This is a genomic window from Bacillus sp. PK6-025, from assembly GCF_056530265.1.
In genome coordinates this window covers 2,085,621-2,100,180 of record NZ_CP096509.1, presented here as the reverse complement: position 1 = coordinate 2,100,180, position 14,560 = coordinate 2,085,621, and the positions used below count along the sequence as shown (strand labels likewise).

Annotated in this window: 10 protein-coding genes and 2 pseudogenes; 11 read left to right on the top strand and 1 reads right to left on the bottom strand. The window is 41.9% G+C overall.

From position 1 onward, the window contains the following. Positions 1-8 precede the first annotated feature (8 nt). Positions 9-794: an enoyl-CoA hydratase-related protein gene (locus M1D67_RS10975; RefSeq protein ID WP_020451655.1), complete on the top strand. Its 786-nt coding sequence runs from the start codon at positions 9-11 to the stop codon at positions 792-794. Between the two features lie 15 nt (positions 795-809). Continuing rightward, positions 810-1,871, top strand: coding sequence for an enoyl-CoA hydratase/isomerase family protein (locus M1D67_RS10970; protein ID WP_020451654.1), 1,062 nt, complete (start codon positions 810-812; stop codon positions 1,869-1,871). A gap of 101 nt (positions 1,872-1,972) precedes the next feature. Here M1D67_RS10970 and M1D67_RS10965 read toward each other — a convergent pair. Then, a pseudogene (locus M1D67_RS10965) lies at positions 1,973-2,188 on the bottom strand (Tn3 family transposase); the annotation flags it as partial. Positions 2,189-2,549: 361 nt separating this feature from the next. On the opposite strand from M1D67_RS10965, the gene M1D67_RS10960 reads away from it, so the two are divergent. The 9 genes and pseudogenes from M1D67_RS10960 to M1D67_RS10920 all read left to right on the top strand — a co-directional run bounded on the left by M1D67_RS10960 (position 2,550) and on the right by M1D67_RS10920 (position 14,346). Beyond that, positions 2,550-3,794, top strand: a complete 1,245-nt coding sequence (locus M1D67_RS10960; RefSeq protein WP_023857547.1) for an MFS transporter — start codon at positions 2,550-2,552, stop codon at positions 3,792-3,794. A 14-nt stretch (positions 3,795-3,808) separates the two neighbouring features. Further along, positions 3,809-5,071 carry an ATP-grasp domain-containing protein gene (locus tag M1D67_RS10955; RefSeq protein WP_105980989.1) on the top strand — a complete coding sequence of 421 codons (1,263 nt, stop codon included), beginning with the start codon at positions 3,809-3,811 and terminating at the stop codon, positions 5,069-5,071. 210 nt (positions 5,072-5,281) lie between these two features. Further along, complete coding sequence (locus M1D67_RS10950; protein WP_197407309.1) at positions 5,282-6,382, top strand: MBL fold metallo-hydrolase; 1,101 nt, start codon at positions 5,282-5,284, stop codon at positions 6,380-6,382. A 180-nt stretch (positions 6,383-6,562) separates the two neighbouring features. After that, positions 6,563-7,435: pseudogene (locus M1D67_RS10945) on the top strand (NAD(P)-dependent alcohol dehydrogenase); the annotation flags it as partial. A 529-nt stretch (positions 7,436-7,964) separates the two neighbouring features. Further along, positions 7,965-9,281 (top strand): branched-chain amino acid transport system II carrier protein, encoded by a 1,317-nt coding sequence (brnQ, locus tag M1D67_RS10940; protein WP_479831819.1) that lies wholly within the window; start codon positions 7,965-7,967, stop codon positions 9,279-9,281. Between the two features lie 137 nt (positions 9,282-9,418). After that, the gene (locus M1D67_RS10935; RefSeq protein ID WP_105980988.1) at positions 9,419-10,825 is read left to right on the top strand and encodes a right-handed parallel beta-helix repeat-containing protein; all 1,407 of its coding nucleotides are present in this window, start codon (positions 9,419-9,421) and stop codon (positions 10,823-10,825) included. 268 nt (positions 10,826-11,093) lie between these two features. Next, positions 11,094-12,272, top strand: coding sequence for an MFS transporter (locus M1D67_RS10930; protein ID WP_035338663.1), 1,179 nt, complete (start codon positions 11,094-11,096; stop codon positions 12,270-12,272). A 21-nt stretch (positions 12,273-12,293) separates the two neighbouring features. Beyond that, positions 12,294-12,851, top strand: a complete 558-nt coding sequence (locus M1D67_RS10925; RefSeq protein ID WP_026579640.1) for a TetR/AcrR family transcriptional regulator — start codon at positions 12,294-12,296, stop codon at positions 12,849-12,851. Between the two features lie 358 nt (positions 12,852-13,209). Next, the gene (locus tag M1D67_RS10920) at positions 13,210-14,346 is read left to right on the top strand and encodes an alpha/beta hydrolase (RefSeq protein WP_105980987.1); all 1,137 of its coding nucleotides are present in this window, start codon (positions 13,210-13,212) and stop codon (positions 14,344-14,346) included. Positions 14,347-14,560: the final 214 nt, after the last annotated feature.

The window sequence follows — 14,560 nt, the reverse complement described above, 5'->3', positions numbered from 1 at the left end:
GATCCATATTGAACTTGAAATATGCCACACTTAAAACCGAACATAGCATCACGACCGTCACGTTGAACAATCCGCCGGCAAATACACTCTCTTCTTCCTGTATCGCCGAATTGCGCTCTCTTTTTCGGGAATTGGCCCGCGACGAGGAGACAAAAGCGATCATCGTCACAGGAGAAGGACGATTTTTTGTGGCGGGAGCGGATATAAAAGAATTCGTTTCAAAACTCGGGGACCAAAAACAAGGGCTGGCACTCGCACAAGGGGGCCAGGCGCTCTGTGATGAAATCGAAGCTTCCAATAAGCCCGTCATTGCGGCGATAAACGGACCGGCTCTTGGCGGAGGCCTGGAACTCGCAATGAGCTGCCACTTCAGAATCGTATCAGACGATGCAACACTCGGCCTTCCCGAATTAAAGCTCGGCTTGATTCCCGCATTTGGAGGTACACAGCGGCTTCGCAATATAACGGATACAGCGACAGCACTCGATCTCATCCTGACGGGCCGAACGCTTTCAGCTCAAGAAGCGGTAGAGCTGAAAATTGCGCAGATGGCGGTAAAGGGGGAGGAACTGATGAAGACGGCAGAAGGGGTCGCGTCGTCTTTTATCGAAGGAAAAAGCATGACCAGCGTGAGACGCGCCGTCGAATGTGTCGTACAGGGCGCCTCTGAAAGCATGGAACAGGCACTGGAGAGAGAGCGAAACAGATTCGCCGAGCTGTTTGTCACTTCAGATGCCAAAGAAGGAATTCACGCATTTGTCGAAAAGCGCAAACCAAACTTTCATCATTCATAAAAGGAGTGGATCCAGATGTCCGATGATGTGCTGTTTTCCCTTAATCAAAACGGCGCCGCAGCGATTGTTTTGAATCGCCCGAAAGCGCTCAACTCCCTCACATACGACATGGTCCGTCTGATTGGTGAAAAATTAAACGAGTGGGAGACAGATCAAAACGTTTCTGTTGTATTCATCAAAGGTGCAGGACCAAAAGGACTGTGTGCCGGAGGGGATATTAAGGCACTCTATGAAGCACGTTCGTCAAAACAGGCCCTGCAAGAAGCCGAGCGCTTTTTTGAAACAGAGTACGAAGTCGATATGGCAGTCCATCGATTTCCGAAACCGATCATCGCCTGCTTGGATGGGATCGTCATGGGGGGAGGCGTCGGCCTGACATACGGGGCCAGCCACCGGATTGTCACGGAGAGGACAAAATGGGCGATGCCTGAAATGAATATCGGTTTCTTTCCGGATGTCGGGGCAGCCTATTTTTTAAACAGAGCTCCGGGACACATAGGAAGATATCTTGGATTAACGGCATCTGTCATCCATGCGGCAGACGTGCTGTATATCAATGGGGCAGACGCCTACATGGAGAGCGGCGCTTTAGAACGATTGATCCAAACAGTGGAACAAACAGATTGGCGCCTTGTAAACGTTGAAGAAAAGCTCAATCAGCTGATCGGCGAATCGAAAACGAAGCCCTCCCAAGAAAGCACGCTCGCCCGTGATCAGCAAGCGATTGACCGGCATTTTAAGTATGATAAGCTCGAAGAGATCCTTCAATCGCTCGAAAGCGAAGGAAGCACTTTTAGCTCGAATGTGAAAAAAACGATGCTTTCAAAAGCGCCATTTTCATTGAAAATCACATTGAAACAGCTGGCGGACGGACGTCAAAAAACATTGGAAGAATGCTTTGCCACGGATCTTGTGCTGGCGAAGAACTTTTTGAAGCACGACGATTTCTTCGAAGGCGTCCGGTCCGTCCTGATCGACCGTGATCAATCGCCGAACTACAAGTACCGGCACGTTTCAGATGTAACCTATGAAGCGGTGGACCGGTTTTTCCAACCTTCTGAATCTGTCCGATTTTAAAAGCTGGAGCTGACGATTAACGTCAGCTCTTTTTTTGTAAACCTCCCACGGTTTCTATCTGGGGGCCACCAACAATATGCTAAGGTACCATCGGCTTTAATTCATTGATTAAGAGGGCTGAGTGAACCTAAGCTTGCTATATTCTTCATATCAAAGGTGTATACTCCAAGAAAATTAATATGTTCCCATCCCAATTCCCCTCGTTTCCCAAAAATAAGGCGCTCGCAAGGCCATTCATGGTCTCACCTTTTTTCACTGATACGACGACGTAAGGATTCATTTGATATGTAATCCAAAATTAGAATTGTATTTTTCAATTCCTCACGTGATTCTCATAATCCACACTAATCTCAACGATAAATGTTTCCTGTTCAATGATATGGTTTTATAAATTCGTTGATTATTGATGCTGTACATTCATTAGGATCATTGGAGAGTACCTCAGCTTTTTAAAAAACTGAGGTCATTTGTTTCAATATAATTACACCTGTAGTTGAACATCAAAACAAAAACTACAATTTTGATATCTTGCTTTTACATTCGCAAACGCGTACGAGGGTCATCATAGGAGATATACTATGGATGGAGGTTAATAACAATTGAGACGCCCAAAACAATGCTGAATAAGGGAACTGGCGTATAAAGTTTTCGAATAATATGAATTAATAGGGGGTTATTATGAAAAATAAAATACATTTTAATTTTTACAAGCTTTGGCTAGGACAGTCTGTAAGTTTGTTAGGTACCCAGTTTACAATAGTAGCTTTGCCTCTTTTTGCATTAGAGGTGCTACAAACAAGTGAGGCAAATGCTGCCATGCTTCGTGGGATTATATTCATACCCTACCTAATTTTCGGATTAGTAGCTGGTGCTTTGATAGACATCCTTCACAGAAAAAATATTTTGCTAATTTGTAGTATATGTCAAGGCGTTTTATTTTTAGCAGTATTCATACTGACTGTAACAAATATAATAACGTTCCCTTTATTGGTGTTTCTCATGTTTTTGAATGGAGTATTTACTACGTTTTACAACATTGCAATTCCCTCTTTCTTGCCTGAAATATTAACAGATAAAGACAACTTAAAAAAAGGAAATGCACTACTAGCTCTTTCAGAGTCTCTCTCTATAGTAATTGGTCCTATGCTAGCAGGAATCGTTATTACTCTAGTTGGATTAACAGGCTCTTTCACTGTTGACGCAGTAACGTATTTTGTTTGTTTTGTGTTTGTATTATTTATTTCAAAGTTTAAACCGCATACAGAGGGCTCTTTAAAAAACGCAAATATAAAATCCGTATACAAAGACATATATGAAGGTTTGATATATTTTAAAAAACACCCTGTATTAGAACCAATTGTAAGCTGTGGCGCTGTTTACGGTTTTTTTAAATACATACTAAATAGTATTTTAGTAATATTCCTTTATAAGGTAATGGGTCTATCTGAACTTGAAATAGGCTTTGTTGTAGGTTCAGCAGCGGTGGGATTTTTAATAGGCAATACATTACTCATGAAAAAAAGTCAACAAATTAATAATACAAAAATGCTTATTTATAGCGCTACTGTATCAGTTATCGGTCTGGCCTTTATACCGATAATGGGATATTTGGGAACCGTTTACGGTATAGTAGCTGCAAGTATCATACATGGCATGGGAGAAGGTGTATTTGGCCCTTACTCTGCAACCATACGACAACTTGCTTCACCAAGTCACATGCTAGGCAGAGTAAATGCTGTACAGCGTACGCTTAATTGGGGAGCTTGGGCATTAGGAAGTTTTGCTAGTGCATTTTTAGTTTCTATATTCGGGCTTCAAACTACGTTATTTATAGGGGGCTTCGGAACAACATTGTGTTTAATGATGTTGTTAAGGCGAGGCGTATCAAAAGGAACCGAAATTGAATATACGAGTTCATTATAGAGGAGATGATTATGATGTATAAGATATCAAAAGGAATCGACATAGAAAATACACCACACATTTTATTTATAGGGGGATGGACAAAACCTATACAAGATGCTTTAGATAGGGGGTATACTGTTTCGTATATAGGGTCTTACACTAAACACATATACTTTGATGGAACTATTTTAGAAAAGTGTTTCTATAAAAAAGAAATAGACACAACAAATATACCCTTGTCTGTATACTATGCTGAAGAATTGTACAAAGAGAAACCATTTGAGGTGGTAGTATCTTTCAACGAAGCAGCCTTAGATACGGCTTGCATAATTGCAAAGATTTTTAATGTTAAAGGACCTTCTTACAATGCTAATATGATAACCCGCAATAAGGACATGATGCGTGAAATTCTAGCAGGCAAAGACTTTTCGATAGATTCGACAGTTTGCAATAACATAAAAGACATTGATGAATTTTTGAACAAAAAAGGCAGCATTATAATAAAGCCTCCGATTGGTGCAGGTGGTATAGGAGTGTCTAAGCTAGACACGGGAGATAACGTAGAGGTATTTATTAAAGATAATGGTATTCAACTACCTGTTTTAGTGGAAGAGTACGTTGAAGGTGACGTAGTTTATACGGTCGAAACCGTTTCTTATAACAAAAAACACTCTATACTAGCTATATCAGCTGAAATATTTAAAGAAGATACGTTTATAATAAACTATACTATTATGCCGGCACCTATAGATGAATCCCAAAAAAAATTAATGGAGAAAGTAATGCTATTTTTGGAGGACATGCAACTGGAAGACGGCATTACTCATACAGAGGTAAAGTTAGACAAACAAAAAAAGCCAATAATCATAGAGTCTCAAGTTAGGATAGGTGGCGGAAACATATGGAAAATGGTGGAACTAACAACCGGCATATCTCAATTTGGATACTATTATGATGCGTTAGCTACCAAGACTATAGATGAATTTAGATGTGTACCTTCAAAATGTCAAGCTATGTCTTTAAGCTTGATTCCAAAACCAGGTTGCATAAAAGAAATCAAATACAATGAGCTAGCTAACATTTCCGAGGTCGTATTAATTGATCTATTTGTAAAAGAGGGTGACACCATATCACCTATTGTTGACAGTACAGGGCGCAAAGGAAGTATATTATTTACAGCTAAGGATATAGAACATATGTATGAAGTTGCTTATGAAATATGTGACAATATAACATTTGTTTATCAGGACTTGTCAGAATGGAAACCTTCATTTAAAAAGAAATGTGGCACATGACTTGTCTATGTCAAGGTGCCTCAAAAAAGAACTCTTCAAATTCGAAGGGTTCTTTAAATTTTTATTCGCTGTTTGGTTATGCACGGTATTCAGCTACGATGGTATTATCTCAAACAGTACAGCGTTACACTGGCGATGATGCAAGTATAATCGGTAGAATAAGAAGCAGCAAGAGATCATCCTAAAAAGGAAGGAACAATGAAAAAAATCATGATGTTTTTATTCATTTTTATCATCGTATTTTGCGCGGCTGTTTTGTTATTCATCAAGTTACACCCTGTGTTTGGGGGAAATCCAAGCACAGAACAAAAAAAGCTGTATCAAAACTTTGACAATTATGCAGATGGCAAATTTGTCAATCAGACTCCGGAAAAGATGGATATGGGCGGAATCTCCGGCGTTTTCTCGATGATGAGAGACGCTGTTTCCGGCGGCAAGGAACGCAACCCTTCCGGTCAAATCCCTGTTTCTAAGATCGATTGGAGCACAGTTAAAGATAACGAAGACAGCTTAACATGGTTTGGACATTCCGCTTTTTTACTGAGCATCGACCGCAAAAAAATACTCGTAGATCCTATGCTGGGTTCAATCGCTTCACCCGTATCATTTATCGGAAGCAGACGCTACAGCGAAGACATCCTGCATATGGTCGATGATATGCCGCCGATTGACGCCGTCTTGATCACACATGATCATTATGATCACTTAGATTATCCATCCATCTTAAAGCTGAAGGAAAAGGCCGGTCATTTCTTCGTTCCCCACGGAGTCAGCGCACACTTGATACGGTGGGGAGTTGAGAAAGAAAAAATCACAGAGCTCAATTGGTGGGATGAAACGGAGTTTCAAGGTTTGACGATAGCCTTGACACCGTCCAAACACTTTTCGGGTAGAGGGTTGTTGAATCGAAACACGACCCTGTGGGGCGGCTGGGTTATCCTCGGAAAACATACGCGTTTTTATACGAGCGGCGACGGAGGATATGATGAACATTTTAAGGAAATCGGCAAAAAATACGGCCCTTTTGATATCACCTTAATGGAGGGCGGTCAATATGACAGACGCTGGTCCGGGATTCATATGACACCCGAACAATCTGTACAAGCCCACAAAGATGTAAAAGGAAAGAACATGATGTTGATTCACTGGGGCGCGTTCACCCTCGCCTATCATGGCTGGAAAGAGCCGATTGAACGTGCTTTGAAAGAAGCTGAGAAAAAAGGCGCCAACATGATTGCTCCCGCGATTGGTGAAACAATCCTGTTAAACGGCCAATACTCGCTTCCCGAGTCCTTTTGGTGGGATATGTAAACAGGCCGTTTATCCGTATACAAGTCATATCCTTTGCAACTCTAAAAAAAGCCGTTTCCCGCGCAGGCTGGAGACGGCTTTTATCAGGAAATTTCACAAAAACCCTTGCGTTAAAGTGGACTTTAACGATTATTCTGTAGATGCAGCTTATTCGCAGCCTTAATCGAAAAAAGCAAGGAGAGTTATGATGAATGGGGAGGCGGAATCTTTCCAATGGTTCCGGGACATGAAATCGCCGGCGTTGTCAAAGCAGTAGGACCAGACGTTAAAAAATTTGCTGTCGGCGACCGCGTCGGGGTCGGCTGCTTCGTCGACTCCTGCGGCGAATGTGAATACTGTCGGAGCGGAGAGGAGCAATTTTGTACGAAAGGCGTGATCCAAACGTATAACTGTTTAGACTAGGATGGTCATCCGACATACGGCGGTTACAGCCAGTACATCGTGGTCAAAGAAGATTTCGTTGTCCGCATTCCGGACAGTCTGAACTTGGATGCTGCCAGCCCGCTCTTATGCGCGGGCATTACCACGTACTCTCCTTTGAAGCATTGGAACGCAGGTCCCGGCAAGAAAATTGCCGTTGCTGGAATGGGGGGACTCGGCCATGTCGCCATCCAATTCGCGCATGCCATGGGGGCAGAAGTAACGGTCCTGAGCCGCTCTTTGAATAAACAAGAAGAAGCCTTGCGTTTTGGCGCAGACCATTATGTTGCAACTAGTGATCCTGCTGTATTTATTGAACTGGCCGGCCGTTTTGACCTCATTTTAAACACGGTGTCCGCCAATCTGGACGTTGATGCCTATTTATCGCTTCTTCGCGTAGATGGAACACTTGTTAACGTCGGCGCGCCGGCAGAACCGGATCAATACAGTGTGTTTTCCTTAATTATGGGCCGCCGCAGCATTGCAGGTTCGCTAGTCGGCGGCATTCGCGAGACACAAGAGATGCTTGATTTCGCTGCTGAACACGGCATCGCTCCGCAAGATGAAGCGTATGAGCGCGTACTTCGCAGCGATGTGCGTTATCGATTCGTGATTGATATCTCCACTTTGTAAATCCTATGTAATACCAGATAGGCCAGTCATTTTATTTGACTGGCCTTTTTTCGCCTGATCCGGCAATTTAAGCGGAGCGGATGGACATACAGCTTCATTCTATATGTCTCGCTTGGAAATTGGCGGGCTTGGATCTCTGAAAAAGTGCAGTTTGCGACAAGAGAGTCAGAGCTGAGACGTTCTGCCATCAATTAGATTTCCTCACAGCTCTCATGATGACATATACGATGCCGAATACTATTAATACCGAAATGATTGCAGGCCCTAATGGCATTTCACAACCTCCCACATGTGAATTTCCTTTCCGTTATTATTTTTACATGTTGTAACAAACTTGTAAATCCATTTCAAAGTAAAAGCATATACAAACTAAACCTTTGACAATACAAGCAACAGCTACTATAGTAGGATAGTACTTTTATTTAATATTTACTGATAATTCAGGACATTCATTTATGAAATTTTTATCGTGCTACACTGCTGACTACTAAAACGCACTAATAGCTTAACCCGAATCGGAGGACTCATGATGGCAAAAAAAATTCCTTTTTCATTTATCCTAATCATAGGACTAATGCTGTTTGCATTATTTTTCGGTGCAGGAAATCTCATTTTCCCGCCTATGCTTGGTCAGATGGCCGGAGAGAATGTATGGACAGCCAATGCAGGATTCTTAGTGACCGGAGTCGGATTGCCATTACTCGCCATTACCGCATTCGTTTTTTCAGGAAAAAATGATTTGCAGTCTCTGGCCAGTCGTGTGCATCCATTGTTCGGCATTGTATTTACGACGGTTCTCTATTTAGCAATCGGCCCTTTTTTCGCGATTCCCAGATCCGGTAATGTATCGTTTGAAATAGGGGTTAAACCTTTTTTATCTCATGATGCAAGCCCTGTTGCCTTAATCATATTTACCGTATTATTTTTCACGGTGGCCTGCTTGCTGTCTCTGAATCCAACTAAAATTATTGATGTTATCGGAAAATTTTTAACTCCTATTAAATTAACATTTATCGGATTACTCGTCGTTACGGCAATTATTTATCCAATCGGAAGCTTTCAAGCTCCGTCTGCAGGATATGCATCACACGTGTTTTTTAAAGGGTTCAAAGAAGGTTACTTTACACTTGATGCCCTTGTCGCTTTTGTATTTGGAATCATCATTGTGAACGCCATGAAAGAGAAGGGAGCGGTCTCCAAAAAACAGCTCATGATCGTTTGTGCAAAATCGACGGCGATTGCAGCAGCGCTCCTGGCTCTGATCTATTCAGCGCTTTCATACATGGGGGCTTCCAGCGTTGAAAAACTGGGTCTATTAGAAAATGGAGCCGAGGTTTTAGCGAAGGTTTCATCCTATTATTTCGGACCATATGGTTCCGTTTTTTTGGGCTTAATGATCACGGTGGCATGTCTGACAACAAGTGTGGGACTCATCACAGCATGCTCTTCGTTTTTCCACGGCTTGTTTCCAAACATCTCCTACAAAAAAATTGCTGTCATTCTATCAATGTTCAGCACCCTTGTAGCAAATATAGGATTAACACAGCTGATTAACGTTTCAATGCCGGTTTTAACAACTTTGTATCCCATTGCGATTTCTTTAATATTCTTAACATTTTTACATCCCTTATTTAAAGGGAAGAGGGAAGTGTATCAAGGCAGTCTGATAATGACCTTTATCATCAGCTTGTTTGACGGCCTGAATGCTGCCGGACTCAAAATTGCAGCTATTAATCAATTTTTCAATCAGTTTCTCCCGATGTATGACATCGGATTAGGATGGGTGCTTCCGGCGATTCTAGGAGGAATAGGCGGCTATATTATTCATAGACTGCGGAAGTGCTGAATAAACTCATAAACATGGAGGCAACCCTTTGATCACAGGGTTGCCTTTTTCTTTCAAATGTTTGCGATGGTTTTCCATAAATGGATATTCTATAATGGTGTTAGTTTATCCATTTTGAAAAGAAAAGAGAGCTGAGTATGAGAAAATGGTATTTTATTTTATCAGCATGTATTTTAGTTTCTGTTATCATCGCTTTTGCTTACGATAAGACCGGAGCAAAAGAAGCAGAACCGGCTAACAGCTTGTATGTTTCCCCCGATGGAAATGATCAAAATGAAGGAACGAAAGAAAAGCCGTTTCGAACTCTGGGACATGCAGCAAAAAAAGCTGTCCCTGGCACAACTGTTATGATTCGGGAAGGCACGTATCATGAAACGCTTGATGTGAAGGAGAGCGGGTCGGCTGAAAAGCCTATCACATTTCAAAACTATGAGAATGAAAAAGTCGTCATCAGCGGAGAATCTATTCAGGACGCTGAATATGAAACACCGCTCATTCAGATTCACAATCAACAGTACATCACAATCAGCGGCCTTACGATTCAAGACCTTTCCGTTTCATCGGAAGAAGCAACCGCCATGGGAATTTATGTTTCAGGCTCCAGCAGTCATATTACCATTAAAAACAATCACGTCCGGGATATAAAAACAACAGCGGATGACGGCAATGCCCACGGGATTGCCGTCTATGGCTCCGGCAGCATGAAAGACATTAAGATCGAGGACAATACGGTTGAAAAGCTGACACTCGGGGCGAGTGAAGCGGTTGTGCTGAACGGAAACATTGACGGTTTCACGGTGAGAGGCAATGTGGTTCGCGACAATAACAACATTGGAATTGATCTGATCGGTTATGAAGGAACGGCCGCTCAAAACGATTTTGTGCGCAACGGTATCGTAGAAAACAACACGGTTTACAATAACTCCACTTACGGAAATCCCGCCTATGGGGATGATTACTCTGCGGGCGGAATTTATGTTGACGGAGGACAAAGCATTGACATTAAGAAAAACACGGTCTACGGCAACGATATCGGGATAGAAGCAACGTCTGAACATAAAGGGAAATATGCTGATGATATTCAAATAACCGACAACAAAGTGTATGAGAATGCGTACACGGGCATTTCTATCGGCGGATACGACCAAAAGCGGGGAGGCACCAGCCATTCTGTTATTGCGCACAATATTGTTTACCGCAATGATACAAAGGGGCTGGACGGCGGACAGCTTTTGCTCCAGTATGACACAAAAAGCAACAAAATTGAAAAGAACATCATCACAGCAAGCGATTCGCGAATATTTATCGCAAACGATTTTACGAAAAATGAAGGAAATAAAGTAAATCATAACGTGTACCACAAGGAAGCCGGCAAAGACGGTCTGTGGATTTGGAAACAGAATGAATACGACTCGTTTTCGTCGTATCAACATGCGACAAATCAAGATCAAGACTCGATTTATGCCGATCCGATGTATCGCGACGAGACGTCTTATGACTTTACATTAGATCCGGCTTCACCGGCTTGGCCGGTCGTTAAATAATTTCATAGGAAAACAGGCTTAATTTATGAAGCGTATGGAAGTTTAATGCCTGCACGCACCACAAAAGCTACTCTTTGAGAGTAGCTTTTTTATTTATTGGAAGATACCCTTTGCGACTCAACTTCTATCTGTCAACAGTCAGTTTAATCAAGTTTTATTTTTTAAATTCTGCTTATTAATAGCTTAAATTATATTTACAAACTGACCATGGTCAGTTAAAGTGAATGCTTAAGAAGGAAAATAAAATCAGTGAGTGAGAGGTAGCCAAATGGAATTGAATGTAGAAAAAATAAATACTGCAAAAATATGGTCATTGTCATTTGTTTTTGTGACGTTTGCAAATGCTTTCTTGTTTATGGTATTTGAAATGTTATTGCCGACATTGCCTTTGTTTGTGACGGCTATTGGGGGAGGGGCAAAACAAGTCGGGTATGTTACAGGTATTTTTATGATCTCTGCAATTGCTGTTCGTCCTTTTGCAGGGGCACTGGCTTTACGGTTTAATAAAAAATATTTGCTCATTTTAGGACTTGTGATCAGCGCTTTCTCAACAGGCGCCTATTACCTGGCGTCTGATGTCACCGCTTTATTACTGATTCGCTTAATACATGGCGCCGGGTTTGGATTAGCGACGACCTATTTTGCAACAATCGCAGCTGAAATTATTCCTAAAGAGCGCAGGGGTGAAGGAATTGGATATTTTGGAGTAGGTGAGACAATTGCAGTTTCCGTTGGACCGATGATCGGTATCGCGGCTCTGGAGCTTTATGATTTTCAAAGACTTTTTTTAGGCGGGATGTCCGTTCTTTTGCTGGCGGTACTTATGGCTGTTTTCGTGCGCAGACAGCCGGAAACAACTGGCACTGGCGGAAAAGGAACTGCAAAGTTAAAAGTATTGGAAAAACGTGTACTGTTTCCGTCAATACTTATTTTATTCGTTGGTATTGCTGCATCTGGAATTATGTCTTTCTTTTCGCTCTATGCAATCGAAAAGGGGTTTCATAGTGTCGGGATGTTTTTCTTTTTGATTGCAGGAGCCAGTTTTTTTATACGGCTTATTTCCGGCAGAACATTTGACCGATACGGAGCTGCCGCCATCCTTATTCCCGCCTCGCTATTTTCAATAGCAGGGCTGTCAATATTATATTTCGCGCAAACAAATGCAATGTTTTTTACAGCGGCTATATGCTACGGTTTTGGATTCGGCTCAATTTTTCCCGCCATCCAAACATGGTGTATCAATCTTGTGGAAGAGCATGAACATGAGGATGCAATGGGAACGTTCTTTAATTTTTTCGATATGGGGATTGGCGGAGGGTCCTTATTATTAGGTTTGGTGGCGACAGTTTATTCCTATCGGGAGATCTATATTACCGCCATTTTCATGTACCTTCTGTTTCTTTTATTATATATTTTATATATCTGCATGAAGAGAAAAACAGCCTGAAAAATAGGGGAGGACGGTATATTGACCAGAGAGAATATAAAGCGTACAGCGGTTCGCCAATTTAATGAATTGGGATATGAGGGAGTCAAAATGTCGCATATCGCACAAGAATTGGGAATCAGAAAACAATCTCTCGCTTATCATTTTTCGTCAAAAAAAGAGCTGCTGATGGAAATATACCCCGAGATTGTGGAAGAGGAAATTTCATTTATCAACGAATTCTTCGATTCAAGAAAACATATGCCTGCAAAGAGTCAAATATATGACTTTTTAAAAGAAACCCAAGTCCGTTTTCATGCATTGCCAAATGTGGCTTTTTTGCAGGCAATGTCCTTTAAGGCGCCTGCTGAAGTAAGCGATTTTATTTCAGCCCAATACCTTTTATATCTGCATACTTTAAAAGAACGGGTAGCGAATGTTTTTAAGGAATCGGATGTGAACTGTCCGCCGGAGAAATGTGCGATAGGCTTTATTACGCTTTATGACGGGCTTAACATTCAACTGGTATACGAAAACAAACAATCATTTGAACGGTCTTTAGAGATATCATTTGATATTTTTTGGCGCGGACTATTGTAGGTGCATCTGATTTAATTTAGAGCTGGAATCCATGGTTGAAAGGCAGAAAGGGGGGAGGCCGCTTGTCTGGAGTTATTTTTGGAATCGTATGCTTCTTTCTTGTGTTTTATTTCCTAAACTATATCGGTCAAAAGTTAATATCTAGAAAATCACCTGTGAATCATAAGATTATCATTTCGATTTCATTTGTAGAAGCTCTTATTTCACTAACTTTAGTCTATTACCGTCCCCCATTTTTATAATAACAAATTAATTTTAAGTTACCTCCATTAAGAAGTGTCTATATCTAATTGTGGCTTTTCTTTGAATCTTCAGCAAGTACTTTGCTGACTTTTATTAATTAAGGGGGAACAAGAAAATGAAAACTTATGACGCATTTCCAGAACCAATTGGCGGCTATACTGTCGGTCGAACCCAGATGGATTTTGATTACACGGCATCAGACCACTCAAAAAGAGAACTGACGGCGTTTGTGTACTATCCGTCCGACAGTAGCGAAGGCAAGACTGCATCAACGTACATGTTTCCTGAGGTCTACGAAATGCTTGATGAGCAGCCACTTCTCACTGCGTTGAAGGATGCTTACTCTATAGATATCAAGACCCAGTGTTACGACGACCTTGCTCTCTCCGCGCAGGAAAAGCGCTATCCGGTGTTATTCTATGTTTGCGGCGGGGGCGGTTCTCCAGAATGGGGTACAGTGATCTGTACAGACTTGGCAAGCATGGGATATGTTGTGGTAAGCATCGGCCATCAGAATAGCACGATGTATAAGCGTAAAGATGGGCGCCTGTTTAATGTATCAAAGGATTTTTCGGATGCCATTATGGCGTTTTCTGAAGATCCGGAGATGCTGGCGTTGGCTGGTAAGATGGAGATGCGGCCTGACGATGAAACTGCCATTGAGATGTGCCGTAACGTGCTTACACTGCCGATACTTGCCAAGTTAACAGAGTATAGTGAATTACAGGCAGAAGATGTAAGGTATGTAGCCGATTATCTTTACAAACTGGACTCTGGAGAACTGAATTCCATCTTTAAGGGCAGATTGTTGCTTGACATCGGCATGGGCATAGTCGGACATTCTTATGGAGGGCCTACGACGGCGATTGTTTGCCGGGACGACGACCGGTTCGCCTGCGGGATTGGCTTGGATAGCGGTGCGTTCGGCCTTCGCGACAGCGACCTGAAGAAACCCTTTTTGCTACTGTTTTCTGAACCTAACTATAATATGAATGCGATCATTGGCGCTAACAACAGCATGGAAACCTATTATTTCTCTGTTGATCGTGTTGCGCATTTAGATTACTGCGACATCGTGTTTACCAGTGTTAATGAGGAACTCAGAGGCGAACGGGATGCTATGGAGATGCGAAATCTTGTTACAAACTATACGAAGAACTTTTTTGATCATTACATACTGCAGAAGGCTGCAAGTGTGGAAAGTCTGGCATACGATGGCGTGGACTTGATCAAGAAGACCAGCAACAAGTGACATAGCCGAGAGGTTGCTGATAAACGCATGTCAAAGAGCTAGCCGTACAGACACAGAGCCGATAACCCTATTACGCGGTTATCGGCTCTCTCATATTTCAGGCATTGTTTTTAAGTGATACAAGCTTTTGTCTAGATACTGAGATGAGTGTTGATTTGGGAGAATCGCGTCCAATTAAAACTAAATGAATATGCAAACTGCATGCTTAATGTAT

Bases quoted from the DNA above. Each gene is read 5' to 3' on its own strand.
- M1D67_RS10970 (WP_020451654.1), top strand. From the start codon at position 810: ATGTCCGATGATGTGCTGTTTTCCCTTAATCAAAACGGCGCCGCAGCG.
- M1D67_RS10960 (WP_023857547.1), top strand. From the start codon at position 2,550: ATGAAAAATAAAATACATTTTAATTTTTACAAGCTTTGGCTAGGACAG.
- M1D67_RS10955 (WP_105980989.1), top strand. From the start codon at position 3,809: ATGTATAAGATATCAAAAGGAATCGACATAGAAAATACACCACACATT.
- M1D67_RS10950 (WP_197407309.1), top strand. From the start codon at position 5,282: ATGATGTTTTTATTCATTTTTATCATCGTATTTTGCGCGGCTGTTTTG.
- brnQ (WP_479831819.1), top strand. From the start codon at position 7,965: ATGGCAAAAAAAATTCCTTTTTCATTTATCCTAATCATAGGACTAATG.
- M1D67_RS10935 (WP_105980988.1), top strand. From the start codon at position 9,419: ATGAGAAAATGGTATTTTATTTTATCAGCATGTATTTTAGTTTCTGTT.
- M1D67_RS10930 (WP_035338663.1), top strand. From the start codon at position 11,094: ATGGAATTGAATGTAGAAAAAATAAATACTGCAAAAATATGGTCATTG.
- M1D67_RS10920 (WP_105980987.1), top strand. From the start codon at position 13,210: ATGAAAACTTATGACGCATTTCCAGAACCAATTGGCGGCTATACTGTC.